At 49.7% G+C, this 19,684-nt stretch carries 16 protein-coding genes; 3 read left to right on the plus strand and 13 right to left on the minus strand.

The features are described from left to right. Positions 1 to 18: 18 nt before the first annotated feature. The 13 genes from OQ371_RS05570 to OQ371_RS05630 form a co-directional block, all read right to left on the minus strand. Positions 19 to 390: an NADH-quinone oxidoreductase subunit A gene (locus OQ371_RS05570; protein ID WP_265992797.1), complete on the minus strand. Its 372-nt coding sequence runs from the start codon at positions 388 to 390 to the stop codon at positions 19 to 21. 141 nt (positions 391 to 531) lie between these two features. Then, positions 532 to 2,670: a T9SS type A sorting domain-containing protein gene (locus tag OQ371_RS05575; protein ID WP_265992798.1), complete on the minus strand. Its 2,139-nt coding sequence runs from the start codon at positions 2,668 to 2,670 to the stop codon at positions 532 to 534. 196 nt (positions 2,671 to 2,866) lie between these two features. Next, a complete protein-coding gene (locus OQ371_RS05580; RefSeq protein WP_265992799.1) occupies positions 2,867 to 5,479 on the minus strand; it encodes a T9SS type A sorting domain-containing protein in 2,613 nt (870 codons plus the stop codon). Positions 5,480 to 5,633: 154 nt separating this feature from the next. Next, positions 5,634 to 6,635: a GTPase ObgE gene (obgE, locus tag OQ371_RS05585; protein WP_265992800.1), complete on the minus strand. Its 1,002-nt coding sequence runs from the start codon at positions 6,633 to 6,635 to the stop codon at positions 5,634 to 5,636. Between the two features lie 45 nt (positions 6,636 to 6,680). Continuing rightward, positions 6,681 to 7,253, minus strand: a complete 573-nt coding sequence (locus tag OQ371_RS05590; protein ID WP_265992801.1) for an adenylate kinase — start codon at positions 7,251 to 7,253, stop codon at positions 6,681 to 6,683. A gap of 155 nt (positions 7,254 to 7,408) precedes the next feature. After that, a complete protein-coding gene (locus tag OQ371_RS05595) occupies positions 7,409 to 9,184 on the minus strand; it encodes a tetratricopeptide repeat protein (RefSeq protein ID WP_265992802.1) in 1,776 nt (591 codons plus the stop codon). A 93-nt stretch (positions 9,185 to 9,277) separates the two neighbouring features. Further along, positions 9,278 to 10,210: a PstS family phosphate ABC transporter substrate-binding protein gene (locus OQ371_RS05600; protein WP_265992803.1), complete on the minus strand. Its 933-nt coding sequence runs from the start codon at positions 10,208 to 10,210 to the stop codon at positions 9,278 to 9,280. 218 nt (positions 10,211 to 10,428) lie between these two features. Continuing rightward, a complete protein-coding gene (locus OQ371_RS05605; protein ID WP_265992804.1) occupies positions 10,429 to 11,256 on the minus strand; it encodes an energy transducer TonB in 828 nt (275 codons plus the stop codon). 36 nt (positions 11,257 to 11,292) lie between these two features. Further along, on the minus strand, positions 11,293 to 11,820 hold the full coding sequence (locus tag OQ371_RS05610; RefSeq protein WP_265992805.1) for an ExbD/TolR family protein: 528 nt from the start codon (positions 11,818 to 11,820) through the stop codon (positions 11,293 to 11,295). Positions 11,821 to 11,872: 52 nt separating this feature from the next. Next, positions 11,873 to 12,499, minus strand: a complete 627-nt coding sequence (locus OQ371_RS05615) for an ExbD/TolR family protein (protein ID WP_265992806.1) — start codon at positions 12,497 to 12,499, stop codon at positions 11,873 to 11,875. Between the two features lie 43 nt (positions 12,500 to 12,542). Continuing rightward, entirely contained in the window at positions 12,543 to 13,376 is an 834-nt protein-coding gene (locus tag OQ371_RS05620) for a MotA/TolQ/ExbB proton channel family protein (RefSeq protein WP_265992807.1), read from the minus strand. A 556-nt stretch (positions 13,377 to 13,932) separates the two neighbouring features. After that, entirely contained in the window at positions 13,933 to 15,105 is a 1,173-nt protein-coding gene (locus OQ371_RS05625; protein WP_265992808.1) for an MFS transporter, read from the minus strand. 97 nt (positions 15,106 to 15,202) lie between these two features. Beyond that, positions 15,203 to 15,574, minus strand: coding sequence for a hypothetical protein (locus OQ371_RS05630; RefSeq protein ID WP_265992809.1), 372 nt, complete (start codon positions 15,572 to 15,574; stop codon positions 15,203 to 15,205). A 291-nt stretch (positions 15,575 to 15,865) separates the two neighbouring features. Between OQ371_RS05630 and OQ371_RS05635 the strand changes: the two genes are divergently transcribed. The 3 genes from OQ371_RS05635 (at position 15,866) to OQ371_RS05645 (ending at position 19,666) form a co-directional block, all read left to right on the plus strand. Beyond that, positions 15,866 to 16,816 (plus strand): RraA family protein, encoded by a 951-nt coding sequence (locus OQ371_RS05635; protein ID WP_265994268.1) that lies wholly within the window; start codon positions 15,866 to 15,868, stop codon positions 16,814 to 16,816. Positions 16,817 to 16,942: 126 nt separating this feature from the next. Further along, complete coding sequence (locus tag OQ371_RS05640) at positions 16,943 to 18,211, plus strand: mandelate racemase/muconate lactonizing enzyme family protein (RefSeq protein WP_265992810.1); 1,269 nt, start codon at positions 16,943 to 16,945, stop codon at positions 18,209 to 18,211. Positions 18,212 to 18,214: 3 nt separating this feature from the next. Further along, positions 18,215 to 19,666, plus strand: coding sequence for an alpha/beta hydrolase (locus OQ371_RS05645; protein WP_265992811.1), 1,452 nt, complete (start codon positions 18,215 to 18,217; stop codon positions 19,664 to 19,666). Positions 19,667 to 19,684 lie beyond the last annotated feature (18 nt).

Consider the following 19,684-nt stretch of genomic DNA (forward strand, 5'->3'; position numbering starts at 1 on the left):
TTAATCCTGAGTTTCAGTTTACTCCCACTTCAAAACGCCCTTCTTCAGGATGTAATAAAATCCGGACAGCAGCAGTCCCATAAACAACACCATTTCCACAAATCCCGTCGTACCCAGTGTCTTAAAATTGACGGCCCAAGGATACATAAAGATTACTTCGACATCGAACAGAACAAAAAGAATGGCAATGAGAAAGTATTTAATTGAAATTGGTGCCCGGGCGTCTCCCTGTACCGGAATACCGCACTCAAACGGGTCATCTTTCTTTACGCTGTTTCGTTTCGGACCAATGTTGTGCGTGACAATCATGGTTGTCACGATAAATCCCAGCGCTAATCCCAATTGAATGAGAATAGGCAAATAATCAGAAGGCAAATAGGTTGTGTTCATACTAGGTTGCAGAAAGCGCGCAAGTTAATGATATTTTAAACACAAATTTACTGTTCAAATTTACCAAATAACCACGGATTTATCAACATAAAAGGGGCTTGTCAATCCATTGACAAGCCCCTTTTATTACATACTTAGTCCCTATTTTATCCAAACACGCCGGGTAGCCTGATAGCCGTCGGCCTTGATTTGAACAACGTAATTACCTACGGAGAGAGCCGACAGGTTGATGGCCACCTGGTTATCAAAAACCGGCACCGAGGTTTTATAAACGACCTGACCGCTTAAGGTTGAGACGGTTATGTTGGCGTTTTTGATATTTTCTTTGATTTCAAGCCGTACAATACCGTCGGTGGAGGGATTCGGGAAGGCGATGATTTCGTTGCCGGCCTTCTCGTTTCCGATGTACGGAACTTCCTTGGAATACGGTGAATAACAAACGATGGACGTAGCGCCCAAGGCAAATGTCGTTTTGGAACGAGCCGCATAAAATCCGTTTTGGATTACTTTGATCACGTCCGAATTGCCCGCGACCAGCTTACCGTCCGTTTGCCAGTCATACTGTCGTTTGGCGGCCGGAGCCCCAGCCGGGGGAATTGCCTGCAGGGAGAAAGGGCCGCGCTGTTCGACGGTCGGAGCGGTCTGACGGGGCTGAATAACGAGGTTGGCCGGAGCCGATACCGCCGATGTACAGCCGTAAAGATTGATTGCCCGCGCGGTATAGGTGCCCGCCGTTCCGACGGTGAGCTGCCGGGATGTGGCGTTGGTGCTCCAGATGATGTTATTAGCAGCTGGTGCATCGGTGGTAAAGGTAAACGTCGAATCCGCACAAGCCTGCTGCTGCCCCGTCTGCGTGATTTTTGGCGTTACCGGAACCAGCGGAGCCGCTATGGTAACCGACGGAGAAATGAAGGTGGTACCGGTAGCATCTTTCGCAATGGCGTAATAGGTACCAGGCGTCGTAACATTTAGGGTACTGCCTTTCTGGCCGTTGCTCCAGGTAATGTTGGTAAGAGCAAAAGCCGTATTATCCCGATCCCGAACCTCCGTTTGCAGGCTCAGACTAACGCTCTGGTTGGTCGACGCACAGCCCACCGTCAGGGCTGGTGTTGGCAGAGGCAGCAACGGAATCGCTCCGCTAAAGAACCGCTCGTTCATGCTGGCAAACCAGGCTTCAGCATACTGACGCAGCCCGTCGCCCCCGAAGTGAGTTCCACCGTTATTGTTTTCGGCGTCGTACCGTGGGATCTGAATGTTGTCGGTTTCGGGTCCGGCAAAAACGTTGTTGTTGAACGTACCGATCACCTGATTTTGAGCCGCGATAACGCCGGGTTCAACGCGGCCCAAGTTGTAAGACGAACGAGCCAGCATCCAGGAAGGGTACCGCCGGGTATCAGCCCGGGTTTTGTTAATCAGCAACTGCATGGAAACGCGGTACTGCTCCTGCTGAATTCGCAGGTGGTTATCGGTTTCGCCCTGTTGCCACAACACCGCGCGCAAGCCCTGAAGAGAACTAAAATACCGTAACGAAACCAGCAAATTTCCGTAGGGCATACCGGCGGGCAGGTTCTGTTCCAGAAAGACGTTTTTCGTTGTTCCCCCGTCGAAGCTTTCCGTCCAGTTATGAATGGCCGTGCCAGCCCAGGCGGTGTTGATAAACAATACCGGGACGTTATACCGGCGGGTAATCATGTCCCCCAGCAAACCCCAGCACCAGGCACTCTGCCCCCGTGGCCCCACAAGTGCATCAGCCCCGAGTTGCCGAAAACTGAGCGAAGGCGGATTATCGAGCGAATTGGTAGCCGTGTTGTCGTAGGTAATGCAGTTAACCCGATCATCGGTTGCGCCCTCGGCTCCGCGTTGCTGGAAACCCTGGGCGTTCGACTGACCGGTGATAATGAAAACCTCACCAATACCAATTCGCAGCACGTTGTCCTGCCCGATCAGGGTATTGCCCTGCCAGGCCCGCGCTTCCAGCCGGTACCAGCCGCCCCTACCCTGAATAGCGCCCTGAAACAGACCGCCTTTCGGCTCCGTTTGTATGGTCTGCCAACCCGTCTCAAGGCCCTGGCCTTCATTCATGGGCACCAGACGCGCTTCTACTTTCGTGATGGGCTGTGTATAAGAGCCGGAAATGAATATCGTACTGTTGTCGCTTTGATCCCGTTGGAAAACGGCCCGGCTGGCAGGATACGTTATTTTTAACTGTGCAAGGGTAGGATACCCGAAAAGAAAAAAGCCCGCTATGCTAAGCATCCGGGTAAATGCATTCAATTTCATTCGTTAATACGTAATCGTTCTTAATTCAATACCTTCTATTTATAAATGACCTGATTACTATTTTGTGCAGATAGGAAGATGAAAGCCCATACGGGCTTTCATCTTGTGCAATTACTCAACAAATATTCGTCTTTTTTTTGGGAAAACAAAACGGTTTTCTGAAAGCCGATAACGATCCCTGCTACGACTTAACTTCCTATAAACCAATTAGTAAACGTTTCGAAACATTAAATGTTGCTGATCGGACATTCAGAATATAATGACCCGCCGGAACCGTTGACAAATTCCAGGTTCTTTGCCGATTAAAGTCTTCCACCGTAGTTTTCCAAATAACCTGCCCGCTCAGTGTCATTAAGGTCAGCGTGGCATCGGTAATGTTTTCCAGAGTTTCCAGGGTTAATTCTTTATCCGGACTGGGATTTGGATAGATACTCAGGCCCTCATTGTCGATAATGAGCGTGAAAGCGATTGGAGCCGAAAAGTCAGACGCACAGACCAGATTGCCTTCGTAAGCCAGGTAGGCCCGGGTTCGGTAGGCTCCGGTTTGGTCAGCCTTAATAATTGACGTGCGCGGCTCAACCGCGACATTATCCCGTTCCCACAAGTAATAGTCACCCTGCCGGGTTCCGGCCGCTTCCAGTGTATAGGTACCAATCTGCTGAACGGTTGGCACCGACGGTACGGGTTTTACATCAACCACAATGCTGGCAGAGGTCGGCGAAAAGCACCCGTTTGCATCCCGAACCCGGGCAGCATAGGTATTTGACCGCGTCGCGACGATACTTTGCGTTGAATCGCCTACGTTCCAGAACGCTTTCAGTGAGCCGCTGGCCGTTAATGTCACCCGCTCCCCATCGCAGAAGGTAGTGGAGCCGCTGGCCGTAACGGTGGGCGGAGCAGGCAACGCATTGACCTGAATAGATACCGTATTGGAGGGGTCGGAAAGGCAATTATAAATGTTGCGGGTTCGAACCATGTAGTTTCCGGGCTGGTTAATCGTGATGCTCCGCGCCGTCTGTCCGCTTTCCCAAACGTAATTTGCTTCGGCGGTCGAGGTCAGGGTAACATTCTGATCAGCGCAGAACGTGGTCGGGCCGCCCACACTGATGGTCGGGCGGTTGGGCAACGGATCAACAATGATGGCAACCTGATTGGACTGCCTCGAGATACAACCGTTCTGATCGGTAACCGTCAACGAATACGTTCCTCCCCGACGAACCTCAACCTGCTTGGTCTTCTCGCCGGTGCTCCAGTTATACGTCAGGGCATCCGTCGCTTCCAGGGTTGTTGCGTTGCGATCGCAAAAACGGGCCTGTCCCAGATTACGAACGGTTGGCGTGGCAGGCAAGGGGTTTACGTTGACGGCAATTTCATTGTTGGATGTAAATTCGCAATTGCCCACATCCCGGTAAACGGCCCGGTACGTGCCAGCCGCAGATACCGCAACATTTCTCCCCGTCGCGTTGTTGCTCCAGAAAGTATTGTCGTAATTAGAAGCCAGTGTCACACTTCCTCCCTCGCAAAAGGTAGTCGGGCCGGTGGCGGTAATGGTCGGGCGGTCGGGAACCTGATAGGGAGCCGTAAACACCGTATTTCCCAGCGCGTCTTTCACAGTGGCCATGTAGCGCCCCGTTCCTACATTAATGGTTTGCGCATTGCCGTTCGGTCCCCAATTGAATGAAGTATAGTTTCCATCCACTCTAAGAGACAGCGTATTGTTACCCGCACAGCTTACCGAGAGTGTAGCGCCAGGTCTTGGGTCCTGGGGCGTTGAATTCTGAAAAAAGCCATCATTCAGGCTGTTGCTCCAGGCATCAGCGAGTTGAATTAAGCCGTAATCATGAAAATGCACTCTGTCGGGATCGTAAGAGCTAACGCGGGGGATTTGAATGCCGTCGGTTTCGGGTCCGGCAAAAACATTTCTGACTGTTTGAATGACTCTGTTTTGCCCAGCGATGATGTTCCCGTCAACTCCCCGTTCATCGTCGTAAGAAGCCCGGCTGACTACCCACGAAATATCCCTCCCACTGTGATCCCGGCTTTTGGTGATTACTCCTGAAAGGTTTCTGAAATAGTCGTCCACCGAACGGTTGGAGAAGTTGTCGGCTTCACCCTGATGCCAGAGGATGGCCCGGATACCCAGCGTTTGAACATAATAATTTAACGCCGTTCGCAGGTTTCCGTAAGGTTGCCCGACCTGAAATTTCACAGCACCGTCATAGTCTGAGGCCGTTTGCAGGCCCTCTGAACTCTCCCGCCAGTTTTTGGAGGAAGAACCCTGCCAAGCTGCATTGAAGAATAAAACCGGAACACCCAGACGAGCAACTAGCCTATCGCCCAGAGCGCCCCAACACCAGGCGCTCTGCCCGCGAGGGAAAATCCATTTACCGGCATCCAGGTGCGAAAACTCAAGTGTATTCGGGTCGCGCGGAGATTCGTCCCCTATTCCGACATCGACGCAGCTAACTCTGTCACTGCTAGCGCCTTGTTCACCAAAATTAAAAAAACCTTGGCCGTTGGACTGCCCGGCAACTACAAAAACTTCTCCCACACCAATTCGTTCTACCCCTCCGCCCTCAATGTATTGTTCGCCCTGCAAGCCCCGGATTCTCAGGCGGTACCAGCCACCCCTTACCGTAACCGAGCCAGCAAAAGCACCCCCTTTCGGATTATCCTGGAGCGTTGTCCAATCCAGCAGCGTTCCGCCATCCATCGGTTCAGCCCGAACCTGGATGCGGGAAAATGGCAATGCATAATAACCACCAATCCAGAGACTGGCTTCGTTGCCTTTGTTCCGTTGGAAAACCATTCTGGACCGCGGAAATGTAATTTGAAGTTGCTGCGCTATGCTGAACGCAGGAAGCAGTAAAAATAAGATGTAGAATAACGTTGTAGAAATTCGATTAATCTTCATAGCGTCCGATTGAGTCAATCACGGTGGGTGATCGCCGGATTGGGTACTGTTATTCTTCCGTACGGGTTAAAGCCTTCCATATCAAGTCTTTAAGTTCTACTAATCCTTGCTGACGAATAGCTGAAATAAACACCGTCGGTATTCCAGCGGGTAAACGATCAATAACCGTGCTATAGTCTATTTCGTCGATTAAATCTATCTTAGAAATTGCCAACAGACGCTCCTTGTCAAGCAATTCGGGATTGTATTGACGCAGTTCGTTCAACAGTGTTTCGTATTCGGCAGCCCAATCTTCGCTGGTGGCTGGCACCACGAACAGCAAAATGGAATTCCGCTCAATATGACGCAAAAAACGCAATCCTAACCCTTTACCCTGTGAAGCCCCTTCAATGATTCCCGGAATATCAGCCATCACAAACGACTTGTAGTCCCGATACGCTACCACGCCCAATTGGGGAACCAGGGTTGTAAACGGATAGTCTGCGATTTCGGGCTTTGCCGCTGAAACAACCGACAGCAGGGTTGATTTACCAGCATTGGGAAAGCCCACCAGACCGACATCGGCCAAAAGTTTTAGTTCCAAAATGACCCAGGCTTCTTGCCCGGGTTCGCCCGGCTGTGCGTAGTCGGGCGTCTGGCGGGTCGACGACTTGTAATGATCGTTGCCCAAACCACCCCGACCACCGTGAAGCAAGATAATCTGCTGGCCGTCTTCCGTGATTTCTGCCATCCGTTCGCCAGTTTCCGCATGACGCGCCACAGTACCCAGAGGAACTTCAATGATCACGTCATCCCCTTCCGCGCCCGTCCGGCGACCTCCCTCACCCGCTCGGCCGGGCTTGGCTTTGATGTGTTTTTGATACTTTAAATGCAGTAATGTCCAGAGCTGGGCGCTTCCCTTCAGAATGATATGTCCTCCCCGGCCACCATCACCGCCATCGGGTCCACCCTTATCGACGTGTTTTTCCCGCCGAAAATGCATGGAACCCGCCCCTCCTGCTCCGGATCGAACATTAATTTTTACGTAATCTATAAAGTTTGATGAAGCCATACCCTTCTTTTAACACCGCTGCTTTGCCTGACGCACAAGAGTCGTCTAGGCGGTTTCTATTTTCTCACAAATGGCCTGGAAAATTTCTTCGATGGTCCCAATACCGTTGATAGCTTTAAACTTTCCCTGCGACTCGTAATAACCAGCCACCGGTGCGGTTTTATCGTTATATTCTTTAACCCGTCGTCGGATCAAATCTTCGTTTTGATCATCAGGACGCCCTGACGACAGGCCCCGAATCAACAACCGCTTAGTCAATTCTTCCTCATCGACCTCCAGGGCAACCATTACCGTAATCCCGGTATTGTACTGGGCCAGCAACTGATCGAGTGCCTCGGCTTGCGGAACCGTCCGTGGAAAACCATCAAAAATGAAACCGGCTGCCGACTGATTCTCGTTCAATTTGTTCTCAATCATGCCGATTACCACCTCATCAGGCACCAGAATTCCCTGATCCATGAGCATTTTAGCACGTAATCCCAGTTCCGTTCCTGCCCGGATTTCGGAGCGCAACAGGTCACCTGTTGATAAGTGTACCAAGTGATACGTTGCGATTAATTTTTCACTTTGTGTGCCTTTCCCAGCACCCGGCGGGCCAAATAGTACAAGATTGAGCATAGAGTTTTGTAAGATACACGCAAGTTTGCGTACAAAAATACAATTCTTGTCAGGAAAATATCATTTTCCCTCCTAAGTATTTATTAATGGGAGCATTAAAACAAAAAGGAGTCCCATTCCAGGGACTCCTTTTTGCACTTTAGTAACGCTAAGGGTTACTTCGTAGCCTTACCGGCGGGCTTTTTCGCACCAGGTTTAGAAGCGGGTTTCGTAGCAGCAGGTTGCTGAGCCGGTGGATTCAGGGCGTTCTGAACATCCTTATCGTTCGGATCCAGTTCTGCGGCTTTTGACAGGTATTCCCGCGACTTCACGGCGTCATTTTTGTTCGCATAGTACGACGACAGGAATTTGTAGGCAGTCATCATATACCGTTTGTTGGCTTCTTTCTTGGCTGCATCTGTTGCAATCTCCTTATCGGCAACTTCAAGGTATTTTTCATACAGCGCTACAGGCTCTCCAGTATTCATCGCACCTTTCGTGTCGCTGAAGTAGTTAGCGGAAGCGCGGAAATAATAGCCCGGCGACCAATCCGGCGTGATCTGGTTTACTTTCAAGAAAGCAGAATCAGCAGCCGTATAATAGTTCTCTTTCGCCTGACGAATAGCAGCTGTATCACCACCCATCATCAAGGTGCTATCCCGACCAATCCGGCTTGCCTGCAGGTAGTTTGACATACCCAATTGAAAGTAATCGTTGGTCGTAGCTTTGCTTGTATCCATCAGAATGGCTTTCTTCCACGCACCGATCGATTGATCGTATTTTTTGGCGGTATACAAAAGTTTGCCAATTTCCCGATAAACGTTTTCAGTGCTGTCCATCGGAGCTGCTTTTTCCAGGTTTACGATGGCCAAAGAGTCACCTTCGGGTGTACCCAATTGCGCATATGCACGGCCCAAGTATTTATAATCGTCAGGAATAACGCGGTCTGGGGCAGTCTGAATGAAGTTGTTCAGCGCTTCGATGGATTCGTTGTATTTACCGGCACCTGAATAAGCCCAGCCGTAAATCCGTTGAATAACCGGCGTGTTTACTTTACCTTTCAACTGATCCAGCTTCTGAATAGCCCGGTTGTTGTCACCCGCCAGGAAGTCGAACTGAGCCGAACGCAGCAGTTTGTCTACGTTGGTAGTCTGGCTTTTCTGGATGTACAAATCCATGTTTTTAGAAGCATTTTTGTAAGCGCGTGAGCCGAAGAAGGCTTCAGCCAAATCTTCGTACGTAGGAGCAAACTCCGGGTCAGCCGTGATGGCTTCTTCGTAAAACTTCTGCGCCTGCGGATAGTTTTTAGCGCGCAGGAACGTGTTACCGATTTTGTACTTAGCTTCGGCGTCATTCGGGCGAATGGCCAATGCGTTTTCGTATTTCGTTACCGCATTACCACCATCGTTCTTCAACGTATAAGCATCACCTAACGCCATTTCAATTTCGGCGTTCTCATTCTTCTTATCCCGTTCGTCGGCAATGGTCAGAATCCGGATAGCCTCTGCCGGATCGTTCATGCCTTCTTCGGGCTTTCTAAACATGGTATAAGCCTCACCTGCGCGAAGCAACACGTCCATGTTTTTATTCTTAGTTTCTTTTAGGGCGTTATCGATCAAGGTCTTTGCCGTTGCACGATCTTTCTTAGCCAGCGCGACAGCTCCTAACCCAACGTTGTTGAGTTGGTTTTTCGCATCAGCAGCCACACCTTTTTCAAACGCTTGTTTCGCAGCATCCGGATCGCCAGCTTTCAACTGAGCATATCCCAGATAAAAATAGTTGTCGGCCGAAGGGGCACTGGTCGCCAAACCTTGAAAAGTTTGGATAGCCTTGTTGTAACGGCCTGCTTCCAGATCCTTCACCCCCGACTGTGCATCTTGGGCAACCGCTTGTAATGAACCGAACATACCGGCGGCCACCACTGTCAACAGAGCTTTCTTTTGAAACTTCATGCCTTTTTCAGGTTGAGAATGGATAAATAATAAAGTACTAAATTGTAATAACAAAATACAAAACTAGAAGATTGCCAAAAAACGGAAAACTTTTTACTTATTTTCCAAAACAACCTCTCGAACGTACGGTTTTGCAGGCCAAAGGCCACTTTTTTCTATAAGCAGCCCGCCGACATCCCGCATAATGTAATTAATCAGACCACTACCTAAACCCGAGTGGGCCTCCCGGCTAATTACATAAACGTTTCGTCGTAACGGATATGTCTTTAAACCCAAATTCTTTTGAAACGGTTGAAAAAAATCATCAACAGAAACTGGATTTGGCTTTTCAGACACACCCATAACCCGTAGATTCTTAGACAATTCTGCTGTTATCGGCGAATCACCATCGCTAATCCAATTCACACCAATGAAACCTAATGCCGTCGGATTTTGACGAACATATTCGATCACCTGTTTGTTTGAATTAACTGTAAAAATTTTAATCCGGCTTAAGTTTTTCACCTTAAACTGGCTCAACATAAAATTCAAGTTGCTTGAATTGTTATTATCGAATACCAGTATTATAGGACCACGTTGGTTACTGCGTTTTAACTGCTCCCAATTGGTAATTTGGCCTTGAAAAATACCATTCAGCTCAGCGGTAGTAATCAGGCTATCCGAATTTTGGCGACCTACAATCAGCGCAATACCGTCGGTGGCAATAAACTCAGATTTATACTTTATTTTTTCTTTTGTAAATACAGCTTTTTCCCGCTCATTTAGTTGCCGAGTAGAAAAAACCAGACGAGCACTATCCCGCAGCATTAAAGCAATGGCTTCTTCTTCGGGCTTAAAAATAACATTGAATTTTGTTCTTGGATAAACACCCTCGTATGCCTTGTAAATCGACTCAACCATAGGCTGCAGTGATTCATCAGATGTTATCACAACACTGCCATGCGTTGGGTTATCCGCCGAGGGAGAGTTGCAGGCTAACATGCTGAGCAGGCAAAACCCCATCCCTATTCTGATCAGCACATTCATACCCTAAAATAGACGTTGTACACCTCGATACATCCTGAACAATCCATAAGCGACCAGTAGACCTGCTAATAAATAACGGAACGTACCGATCGGTAATAGTCCAAAAGACTGGGAGGAGGCAATCAGGTAGATGCCCCCTCCCAAGTATAGCAATCCCATCAGCACATTGAGATACAGGCTGAGAAGATCTCCAGATGGTCTTCCTTTCATTCGTAGGTTTACTCCAGCTGGAAGTTAATCGGCAAGTTGTATTTAACCCGCACCGGACGACCAGACTGTTTGCCCGGTCTCCATTTTGGCATGGCCTTTACAACGCGCATAGCTTCTTCATCCGTACCAAAGCCCAGTCCTTTCAGAACGGTCACGTCTTGAATACTTCCGTCGGTATTAACAACGAAGCTTACAAACACCCGGCCGGATACGTTAGCCCGTGATGCTGCGGGTGGGTAGCGAATGTTCTTTCCAAGGAATTGGCCCAGAGCCGACATCCCACCCGGAAATTCCGGATTTTGTTCTACCACAGTGAAGATTTGTTCTTCTTTCGGAGCCGCTTCCACAGCCGCTTCGACTTTCGTCGGACCGGCGGTTTCTTCGGGTGCCACAATTACCTCTTCGGCGTTGGGGTCACCTTCCTGCGTTTTCTCAGCCGCAACGGCTTCTTTCAGCTCCTCAACTGTTGGAGGAGGGGTTTCTTCGGGTACTTCTTCATCCGGTTTTACTTCCGGCGGAAGGAACTTCACCGTGTTTACCTTCGGCAATTCAACCGGCGGTGGTGGCGGTGGGGGGGGTTCATTCGGATCGATTGGCGGGGGTGGTAACTTCATCAGGTCCACTTCAACCATTGCCTGCTCCTGCTCCTCGGGTTTCAGAACGGAAATGATTGTCGGGGTAGCCATCGCCAAGAGGAAGAGCACCGATCCAATGATCAGTGCACGATATACCGTCTTGGAATAGTCTTTCCGTAATGTATACGCACCATACGCCTTGTTACGATTGGCAAACACTATATCGTCAAGTGTTCCCGTGTTAGTCGTTACTTCTGCCATGGCGATTAATTCATTGAATTGTTTTTAGGCCGTTCATTACTTCATTTTGTCAGCGATAAGCTTTTCCTCATCGGGAGTCAACTGATCAACTAACGCGTAGCGCTTCGTTTTCGTGATGGCCATTTCGTCCAGCATGTCTACCAGGTTTTTATAGGTAGATTCTTTGGTCGGTTTGATAACTACAACGAAATCTTTTTCTCCAATTTTGCGCTTGTTTTCCTGCACAGCATCCCGGATTTGCGGACCAAACTGAACCGTTTCCAATTTCGGGTCTTCGTTGGCGGCTTTTCCAAAAATGTAGTGAATCTGGTTTTCTTTTCCCAGGAAAATCGTCATTACTTTCGAAGCCTTAATAGGCTCCGTTTCAACTTTTTCGGTCTTGTCAGGCACGTTCAGTGTCATCGAAGACGGTTTGCTTAAGGTGGAGGCAAGAATGAAAAACGTGATGAGAAGAAATCCCAAGTCTACCATCGGGGTCATATCGACCCGGGTTGACCCTTTTTTACTTCGGACTTTCCCACCTTTATGCTTACCACCACCCCCACCGGTGTCGATATCTGCCATTGTTTTACGAATCTAAGGCGATGAATCGCGTGAGTTTGTGGTTTAACCTTAATTAATCATTTGTCCAACCAGCTGGTGGAGCTTCAGTGCCTGTGATCAGGTTGAATTTGTTAATGTTCTGTGATTGCAAAGAACTTAACACATTCTTAAAGTTCGGAAACTTTGCCAGGTTGTCGCCTTTTACAGCAATCCGTAATTTGTTATTCGCTTTACGGGCGTTGAAAACCCACTGCGATAACTGGTTGGTTTGCAGACTGGCTGTTGAATCGACCGGGATGCCGGGCTGTTTAATTTGCCCTTGCTGATCGGGTTTCAACGCCAAATACGATTTTAACTGAGCAATGGGTAATCCAAAGTTAGGCAGCAGCGAAAAAGCTTTCTTTTCCCGGTCTGAGAAAGAAATTCCATAGGTTTCCCCGATGTTTTCGAGCATAGCCACCCGGTTTGGCTGACCGTCAATACCGAAAAACACTTTTCCATCTTTATCCAAACTGATGGTCATGATGTCGGTATCGGGTACTTTAATCCCTGAGATAGACGTTGGTGGGTTAATTTCAGCAGCCTCCTGTACCCTGATCTGAGCCGTCAAAATAAAGAAGGTCAGCAGAAGGAATGCCACATCACACATCGCCGTCATATCCATGTGAGGCCGCGACCGCTTAGGCTTAACGATAGGCATAGTTTATTGTTTTTTGTGATGTAAAAACGATACCAACCCCGACTTAATTGTGGGCGGCAAAGTTTTGCTGAATGCTCAAACCGATTTCATCGATATTGTACGTCAATTCATCGATGCGGCTGGTAAAGTAGCTATACATAATCGTTGCGATAGCTGCCGTACCGATACCCAAAGCCGTGTTTACAAGGGCCTCAGAGATACCCGTTGAAAGTGCAGCGGTATCTGGCTGACCTGTAGAACCCAATTCGCTAAATGCGCGAATCATACCCAATACCGTACCCAACAGAGCAACCAGCGTTGATACAGATGCCAGCGTAGCAATGATGGTCAGGTTTTTCTCCAACATCGGCAATTCGAGCGTTGTTGCTTCTTCAACTTCTTTCTGCAAAGCCACCAGTTTTTGTTCTTTGGTCAGTTCTGCATCGGTTCTCAGTTGCTGATATTTGATCAGCGCCGTTTTTACAACGTTACCAACTGAACCTTTTTGACGGTCGCATTCTTTAATAGCGGCTTCTACTTCGTTACGGTCGAGCATTCCTTTTACTTTACGAACAAACTCGTCAATCGATCCTGAACCATTGGCGCGGCCGATTGTAATAAAACGCTCAATTGAGAAAACCAGCACAATTAAGAAACAGGTAAACAGAAGCGGTACAATAGGACCTCCTTTGTAAACAATCCCGAAGTAATCGCCATCGAGCGGAAGGTTTTCGTTATTTCCACCTTGAAAGTGACTCGGATCGCCAAATACAAACATGTACGTGCAGATAGCGATGGCAAACAAAATGGGAATGACAAACACCGGATTCAGACCGCCCGACTTTTTCTTGGGAGCTGCTGCTTTAGCTGGTGCTGGAGTTGGAGATTGTGTTTTCATTAGACTAACTGTAGGGTTAAATTGAAACTGGTTTTTTGTGTAAAGAAAACGAAAATTTCAAATTGAAACGTTTTGGTAGAATAAAATTTCGGGCGACTTTTCTTGAAGCCTATTACAAAAGTATCAATTTTCTATCTGAAAATATACAAGCGGTTAGGTCATTTTTTTGTTAAATCGAGAAAATATGCTACGTTTTTTATATTTTTCCAAGGTGAATGCTTCTAATTATCATTTACGAAAAATTGTTAACTATTTCTTTTACACGCCATTATCCAAAATAAAATTTGCTGCCAAAAATTTCCATTTTTGTACTGATATAAAAGAAAATTTTATATAAAAAGTGATTTAAGAAGATCGAATTGCCTTCTTTTTCTTGATTTTCAAATGGTGAACGGTAGGCGAAATTTTAGGAAAATTAATTTGCAAATAAGCCTTCCAGAGCAGCGTTAGCAGAGAACTGACCCGAGCAAACACCGAGATTTCCGGCACGCGGTTTTAGGCAACCAATTTTTTCACCTACGAATAGTACTATACTTCACGCAGAATAGCGTTTGATCTACCTCTTCCAGGTGCTTAGCAGAAACAAAAATGAGAGGGTTGAAAAAGCCGCAATTACGGAGAAGGCCAACGAAAATCGGTCACTTTGGTTGTTGTACAAGAACGCCGATAAATAAGCGCCCAAACCAATACCGGCTTCCAGCGCAATGTACATCGTCGCCAGGGCCCGGCCCCGATTACCCGAATCGCTCAAATCAACCGTCCACGCTTGGGCGGTGGGCGAATACATGCCTGACGCAATCCCGAACACCACCCCGGCCAGCAGAAAAGAGAGGGTCGATGTGCTGAAGGCTAGTTGCAACATAGCCACCGTAATAATCAACGAGGCAACCCGCAGAATCGGCCGCCGACCATACTGATCGGATACTTTGCCCGCCAGAAACCGGATTGCCAGTGATGAAACGGTGAATACTGTAAAAAATAACCCTTTGTTACCCACGTTCAATGCCTGGCTATAATCAGGGGCCAGCGTAATGACCGCTCCGAAGCTAAACGAGTTCAGAAACGTCACCAGCGACGGCGCAAACACCGCCGGTTCAAATACATCCCGGCGCGAAATCCGCAGCAAATTCCACCGAAACGGGACCCGCTCGACCAGCGTTTCCTTCATATTTAGCAGAATTACGATCGAGAGCAGCGCCAGCGTGGAAGAAGTATAAAACAGGGGATTCAGGCCGAAAGCTGACGTTAACCAACTGCCCAGCGCCGGCCCGAAAGCCATCCCGACGCTGCCGCTCAGGCCGAGTACTCCCATTGCTTCGCCCCGGCGCTCGTCGGGTACAATGTCGGCCACATAAGCCGAAGTGCCGGTTGGTTTAAAGCCGGTCGAAAAACCGTGTACCAGACGCAGCAGCAACAAAGCCGCAATTCCGTTGAGCCCGGCCCAGCCGACAACGGGATACAAAAAACCGCAGACAAAACACACCAGCGACCCCAGCGCCATCACCGGCACCCGGCCAACGGTATCGGTCAGCCGGCCACTGAATGGTCTGGACAAACCCGCCGTCAGGGTAAACAAGCTAATGATGTATCCTTTATATTCCGCACCGCCCAGACTGGTTAGATAACCCGGCAGCTCCGGAATCAGCATGTTAAAGCTGGCAAAGAAGAGGAATGAGCTTAAACAAAGAAGAAAAAAAGCAGTGGTGTAAATCGTACGCGGCTGTTCCATCCGTAAAAATAAATGAAAAAAAGCTACCTCCGAATCAGAAGTAGCTTTCCCGCGCTTTCTTAACCTAAACTAATCCTACAGAATCTTGACAGATTTTTTATTTCATTGAAATCAGACGGGTTGTCTCCTGCACCGGTGTACCGATGTTGACCAGTTTTTTTACGCTCCCCTCCGACGAGATAAATTCCAGTTCATATTGACCATCCGACAAATCGCTGACATCCAGCTTAGCGGCAAACTTGTTCTCACTCTTGGCGATGAACTTCTTAAAGTATACTTCACCTTGCTTGCGAAGGACTACTGTCACCGGCAAAAAAGTTGATTTTTCAACGGCCACCCAGATTTTGTTTTCACGGGTAACAAACGTGCTGGTTTCGAACGAGCGGGATTTGGGCGTGTTCGGGGTGGCCGTTGCGATGTTGGTGCTTAGTAACGTAGCAAAGAGCAGAGTACCCAATAATGCTTTCATGGTTGTTCGTATTTGTTGTTTGTTATTCTTTCTGTTGTTACTGTTCTGCCTTCTATATGCCAATTGCTGTGCCAATAAATTAACCTACTGATAATCAGACACTATTATTATCGTGCATTTCCGGAAGTGTACGAACCCGGACAAATTCTGTCCGCAAGCGAACAACGTGGACACCGTTTGGTCCACGCGCCGAATCCTGTATACAATGCGCCGGCAAAACGGGTAGAAGTCTGCCGGTTTTTCCTTCTTCCGTTCAAATCCTAAATCTTTTTCTGGTTCCTGAATACTATGATGAAACGGAGCTTTTTACCTGCCACGGCGGTTTTTCTGCTTGGCCTGGCGACGCTGTCGTTTGGGCAACAGATTTCCCGCGAAGAACTGATTTTCTTGACGCCCGAATGGAAGGGCGAACGCTTTCCCGACGGTCGGCCAAAAGTGCCGGATGCCCTGCTGAAACGCATGAAGCTGGTAACCCACGAAGAAGCCTGGGCCACGATGAAAGGCGCTAACTACAAGTACCAGTACGCCGAAGGCTGGCAAACCATCAACCCCGACAGCGTCCTGGTGGGCCGGGCGCTCACGGCAACGTTTATGCCCGGTCGTCCCGACGTTCACCGGGTGACTGATAAAAAAGGCCACGAAAAAGACGGGCGGGTTAAATCCCAGAACGCCTGGCCCATCGACATGCTGGTGAAAGGCGACGTCTACGTGGTTGATCAGTTTGGAATGCACGAAGATGGCCCCACCATTGGCGACAACCTCGGCAACTCGATTTATGCCAAAACCGGCAACGGGATTGTTTACGAAGGTGCCATCCGCGACATTGCCGGTTTAAAGGAAATCGGCGGTTTTACGTCCTACTTCCGCAGCTACCACCCCTCCCACCACCTCAACAACCCCGACGGCGAACTCAACACCACGCTAGTTGGCATCAACCGGCCAACGCGAATTGGCAAAGTCATGGTCATGCCCGGCGACGTGGTTCTGGGTCGCGACGGTGCCGTTACCTTCATTCCTCCACACTTGGTGGAAAAAGTTGTTAAGACCTCGGAAATCGTGCGACTCCGGGATATGTTCGGCCATCAGCGTCTGCGCGAACAGAAATACACTCCCGGCCAGATCGACAACCGCTGGTCGGCCGAGATCGAAAAAGATTTCTCGCAGTGGCTCAATGCGCACCTGAACGAACTGCCGGTGCCAAAAGAACAAATTCAGGACTATCTAAAAACCCGTACCTGGTAATACGAGGGGAGTTATTTCACAGAGTTTAACGGAGCTTTTCAGAGTTAAGCGGAGCCTCTGCTAAACTTTAAACCTCTCTGCTAAACTCCGCGACCCAACTCGCTCGCTTAAACTCTTAAACTCAACATGACTTCTCGCCGATCTTTCCTTACAAAAAGTGCCATTGCCAGCGTTTTTGCCGCCACTTCCAGTTTCGGCAACGGCCTGGAAACCGCCGTCGAACGAGCGCCCCTGTCGTCCGCGCCGTCCGACCTGAAAATCACCGACATCAAATGCGGTTACATCCGGAACGGCCACAGCCTGTTCGTCAAGATTCACACCAATCAGGGAATCTGGGGCTGCGGAGAAGCCGTTGATGCCACGCCCGGAACCTATCACCTGGTGAAGATGATGGCCGAGCGCATCAAAGGAAAAAGCCCGCTGAACGTCAACCGTTTGTTCGAAGACATCCGCCGGTCTGGCTTTTTCGAAGGAGCGCAGGCCGGTATGTTTATCGCCGTTCTCTCCGCCGTCGAAACCGGTTTGTGGGACCTGGTTGGTAAAGCGCTTGGGTTGCCGGTGTACCAATTGCTGGGTGGCAAATACCGGGATAAAATCCGGGTTTATTGCGATACCGGCACCTACCGTGATAAGGACAAAAGCACGGACAATTTTGCACAAAGCGCCATCGAAGCCGTCAAGATGGGCTTCAACGCCGTCAAATACGACATCGACGAGTGGAACGATCCCAATAAATACGACCGCTACAACTGGACCGCCAGCCCGGGTGAACTGGAACGGATGTATAACCAGATTGCCGCCGTACGAAAAGCCGTTGGGCCTAAAGTCGACATCTGCGTCGATATGCACGGCCGCTACGACATGACTACCGGCAAACGTGTGGCAAAAATGATGGAGCCGCTGAACCTGATGTTTCTGGAGGAGCCCATTCCGGCCGAAAACGTCGAAGCCTACAAGATCATTTCCGAATCAACCAGCACGCCTATTTGTGCGGGCGAAAACCATTACCTGGCCTACGGCTTCCGCCGAATGCTGGAAATTGGGGCGGTGGACATTATTATGCCGGATTTGCAGAAAGCCGGTGGCCTGGGCGAAGGGCAGCGGATTGCCAACCTCGCCAACCTCTACTACGTGCCGTTTGCTCCTCACATGGTAGCGTCGTACCTGGGCGCGATGGCATCCAGCCACGTCTGCGCGTCGGTACCGAATTTCATGATTCTGGAATGGCAGATCTACTTCCACGAAGATCCGATGTTCAAGGAAATCGTCACGTTTGACGGGCCAATGGTGAAAGACGGCTTTATTCCGCTCTCCGAAAAACCGGGCATCGGCGTTGAAATCAACGAAGCGGGCATGAAAAAGTACGCACCGAAAGATGTACCCTTCTTCGTTTAATCGATGAAAAAACGCGCTCCCTTTTACCGCTTCCATACGGCTTTGACTTTTTTGCTGATTACCCTTTCATCGGCAAAAACCGTGTATGCCCAAAGTCCGGATTTTCAGAAAATGACGCCGGAAGAACGAACGGCGTACATGAGCAAAATGCGCGCGGCTGCCCAGGAAGACTGGCAAAAAATGATGGATAAACTTCAGTTAAAAGTCCCCGCCAACCTACCCCCGCCCGCCGATGATCCAAAACGACCGCAGCACCTGAAACAACGCCCCAATTCGACCAACTGGTACGACGAAGCCGGAAACACGCACGTCCGCTCGGGTTGGGGCAACTGGACGAATTACAACGAAATCCAAGCAAACGCCTACAAACTGCCCGATCCGCTGGTGCTGAAAAACGGCAAAACCGTTAAAAATGCCGCAGCCTGGTGGAAACAACGGCGGCCGGAAATTCTGAACGCGTATGAAACCGAGATCTTTGGCAAAACCCCGGCCAATACGCCCAAGGTTACGTTTGAGGTGACGGCCACGGAACCCGGCGCACTGAACGGCAAGGCCATCAAAAAGACGATTGTTGGCCACATCGACAATTCGAAGTTTCCGGGCGCAAAACCGAGCATTACCATGACGCTCTATCTCCCGGCCAATGCGTCCGGCCCGGTGCCGCTGATGGTCGTTGCCACCACGAATTTCAATTTTCCGGCCCCGGCGGGCCCTACCGCGCTGGACATGGTGCTGGCAACTGGCTGGGCCTACGCCCGCGTCAATACCGGCGATATCCAGATGGACAGCGGAGCCGGTTTGCACGAAGGCATCATCGGCTTGGTCAACGAGGGCAAAGACCGCCAGCCCGACGACTGGGGCGTCATTTCGGCCTGGTGCTGGGGCCTGAGCCGTGCGCTGGACTATTTTGAAACCGACAACGCCATTGATGCCAAAAAAATCGGGATTCAGGGTCATTCGCGCTGGGGCAAAACCGCCCTGCTGGCCGGAGCGCTGGATCCGCGCTGGGCTATTGTCTTTTCGAGTTGTTCCGGTTCACTGGGCGCGTCGCTCGAAAAGCGGAATTTTGGCGAGACAATCGATAATGTGGCCGGTTCGGGTGAGTATCATTGGATGGCCGGTAACTTTCTAAAGTATGGGGGCAACTGGCAGGCGATGCCCGTCGATGCGCACAGCCTGATGACGCTCGTGGCTCCGCGCCCGCTTTTTATTACCGGGGGAACGCAGGACCAGTGGGCCGACCCACACGGCGAGTTTCTGGCCTGCGTGGCTGCGAGTCCGGTTTATGAGCTGCTGGGCAAAAAAGGTGTTGGCACGCAGCAGATGCCGGCCCCGGATGTGTCGCTGGTCAAGGGCGATCTGGCGTTTCGGAATCACGAGGGCGGCCATACCGACTTGCCCGACTGGCCAGTTTTTCTGGAATTTGCCAAAAAATATTTTAACGACACGAAATAGCGTACGAATGGGAATGCT

This window comes from Larkinella insperata, assembly GCF_026248825.1.
Classification (GTDB): domain Bacteria; phylum Bacteroidota; class Bacteroidia; order Cytophagales; family Spirosomataceae; genus Larkinella; species Larkinella insperata.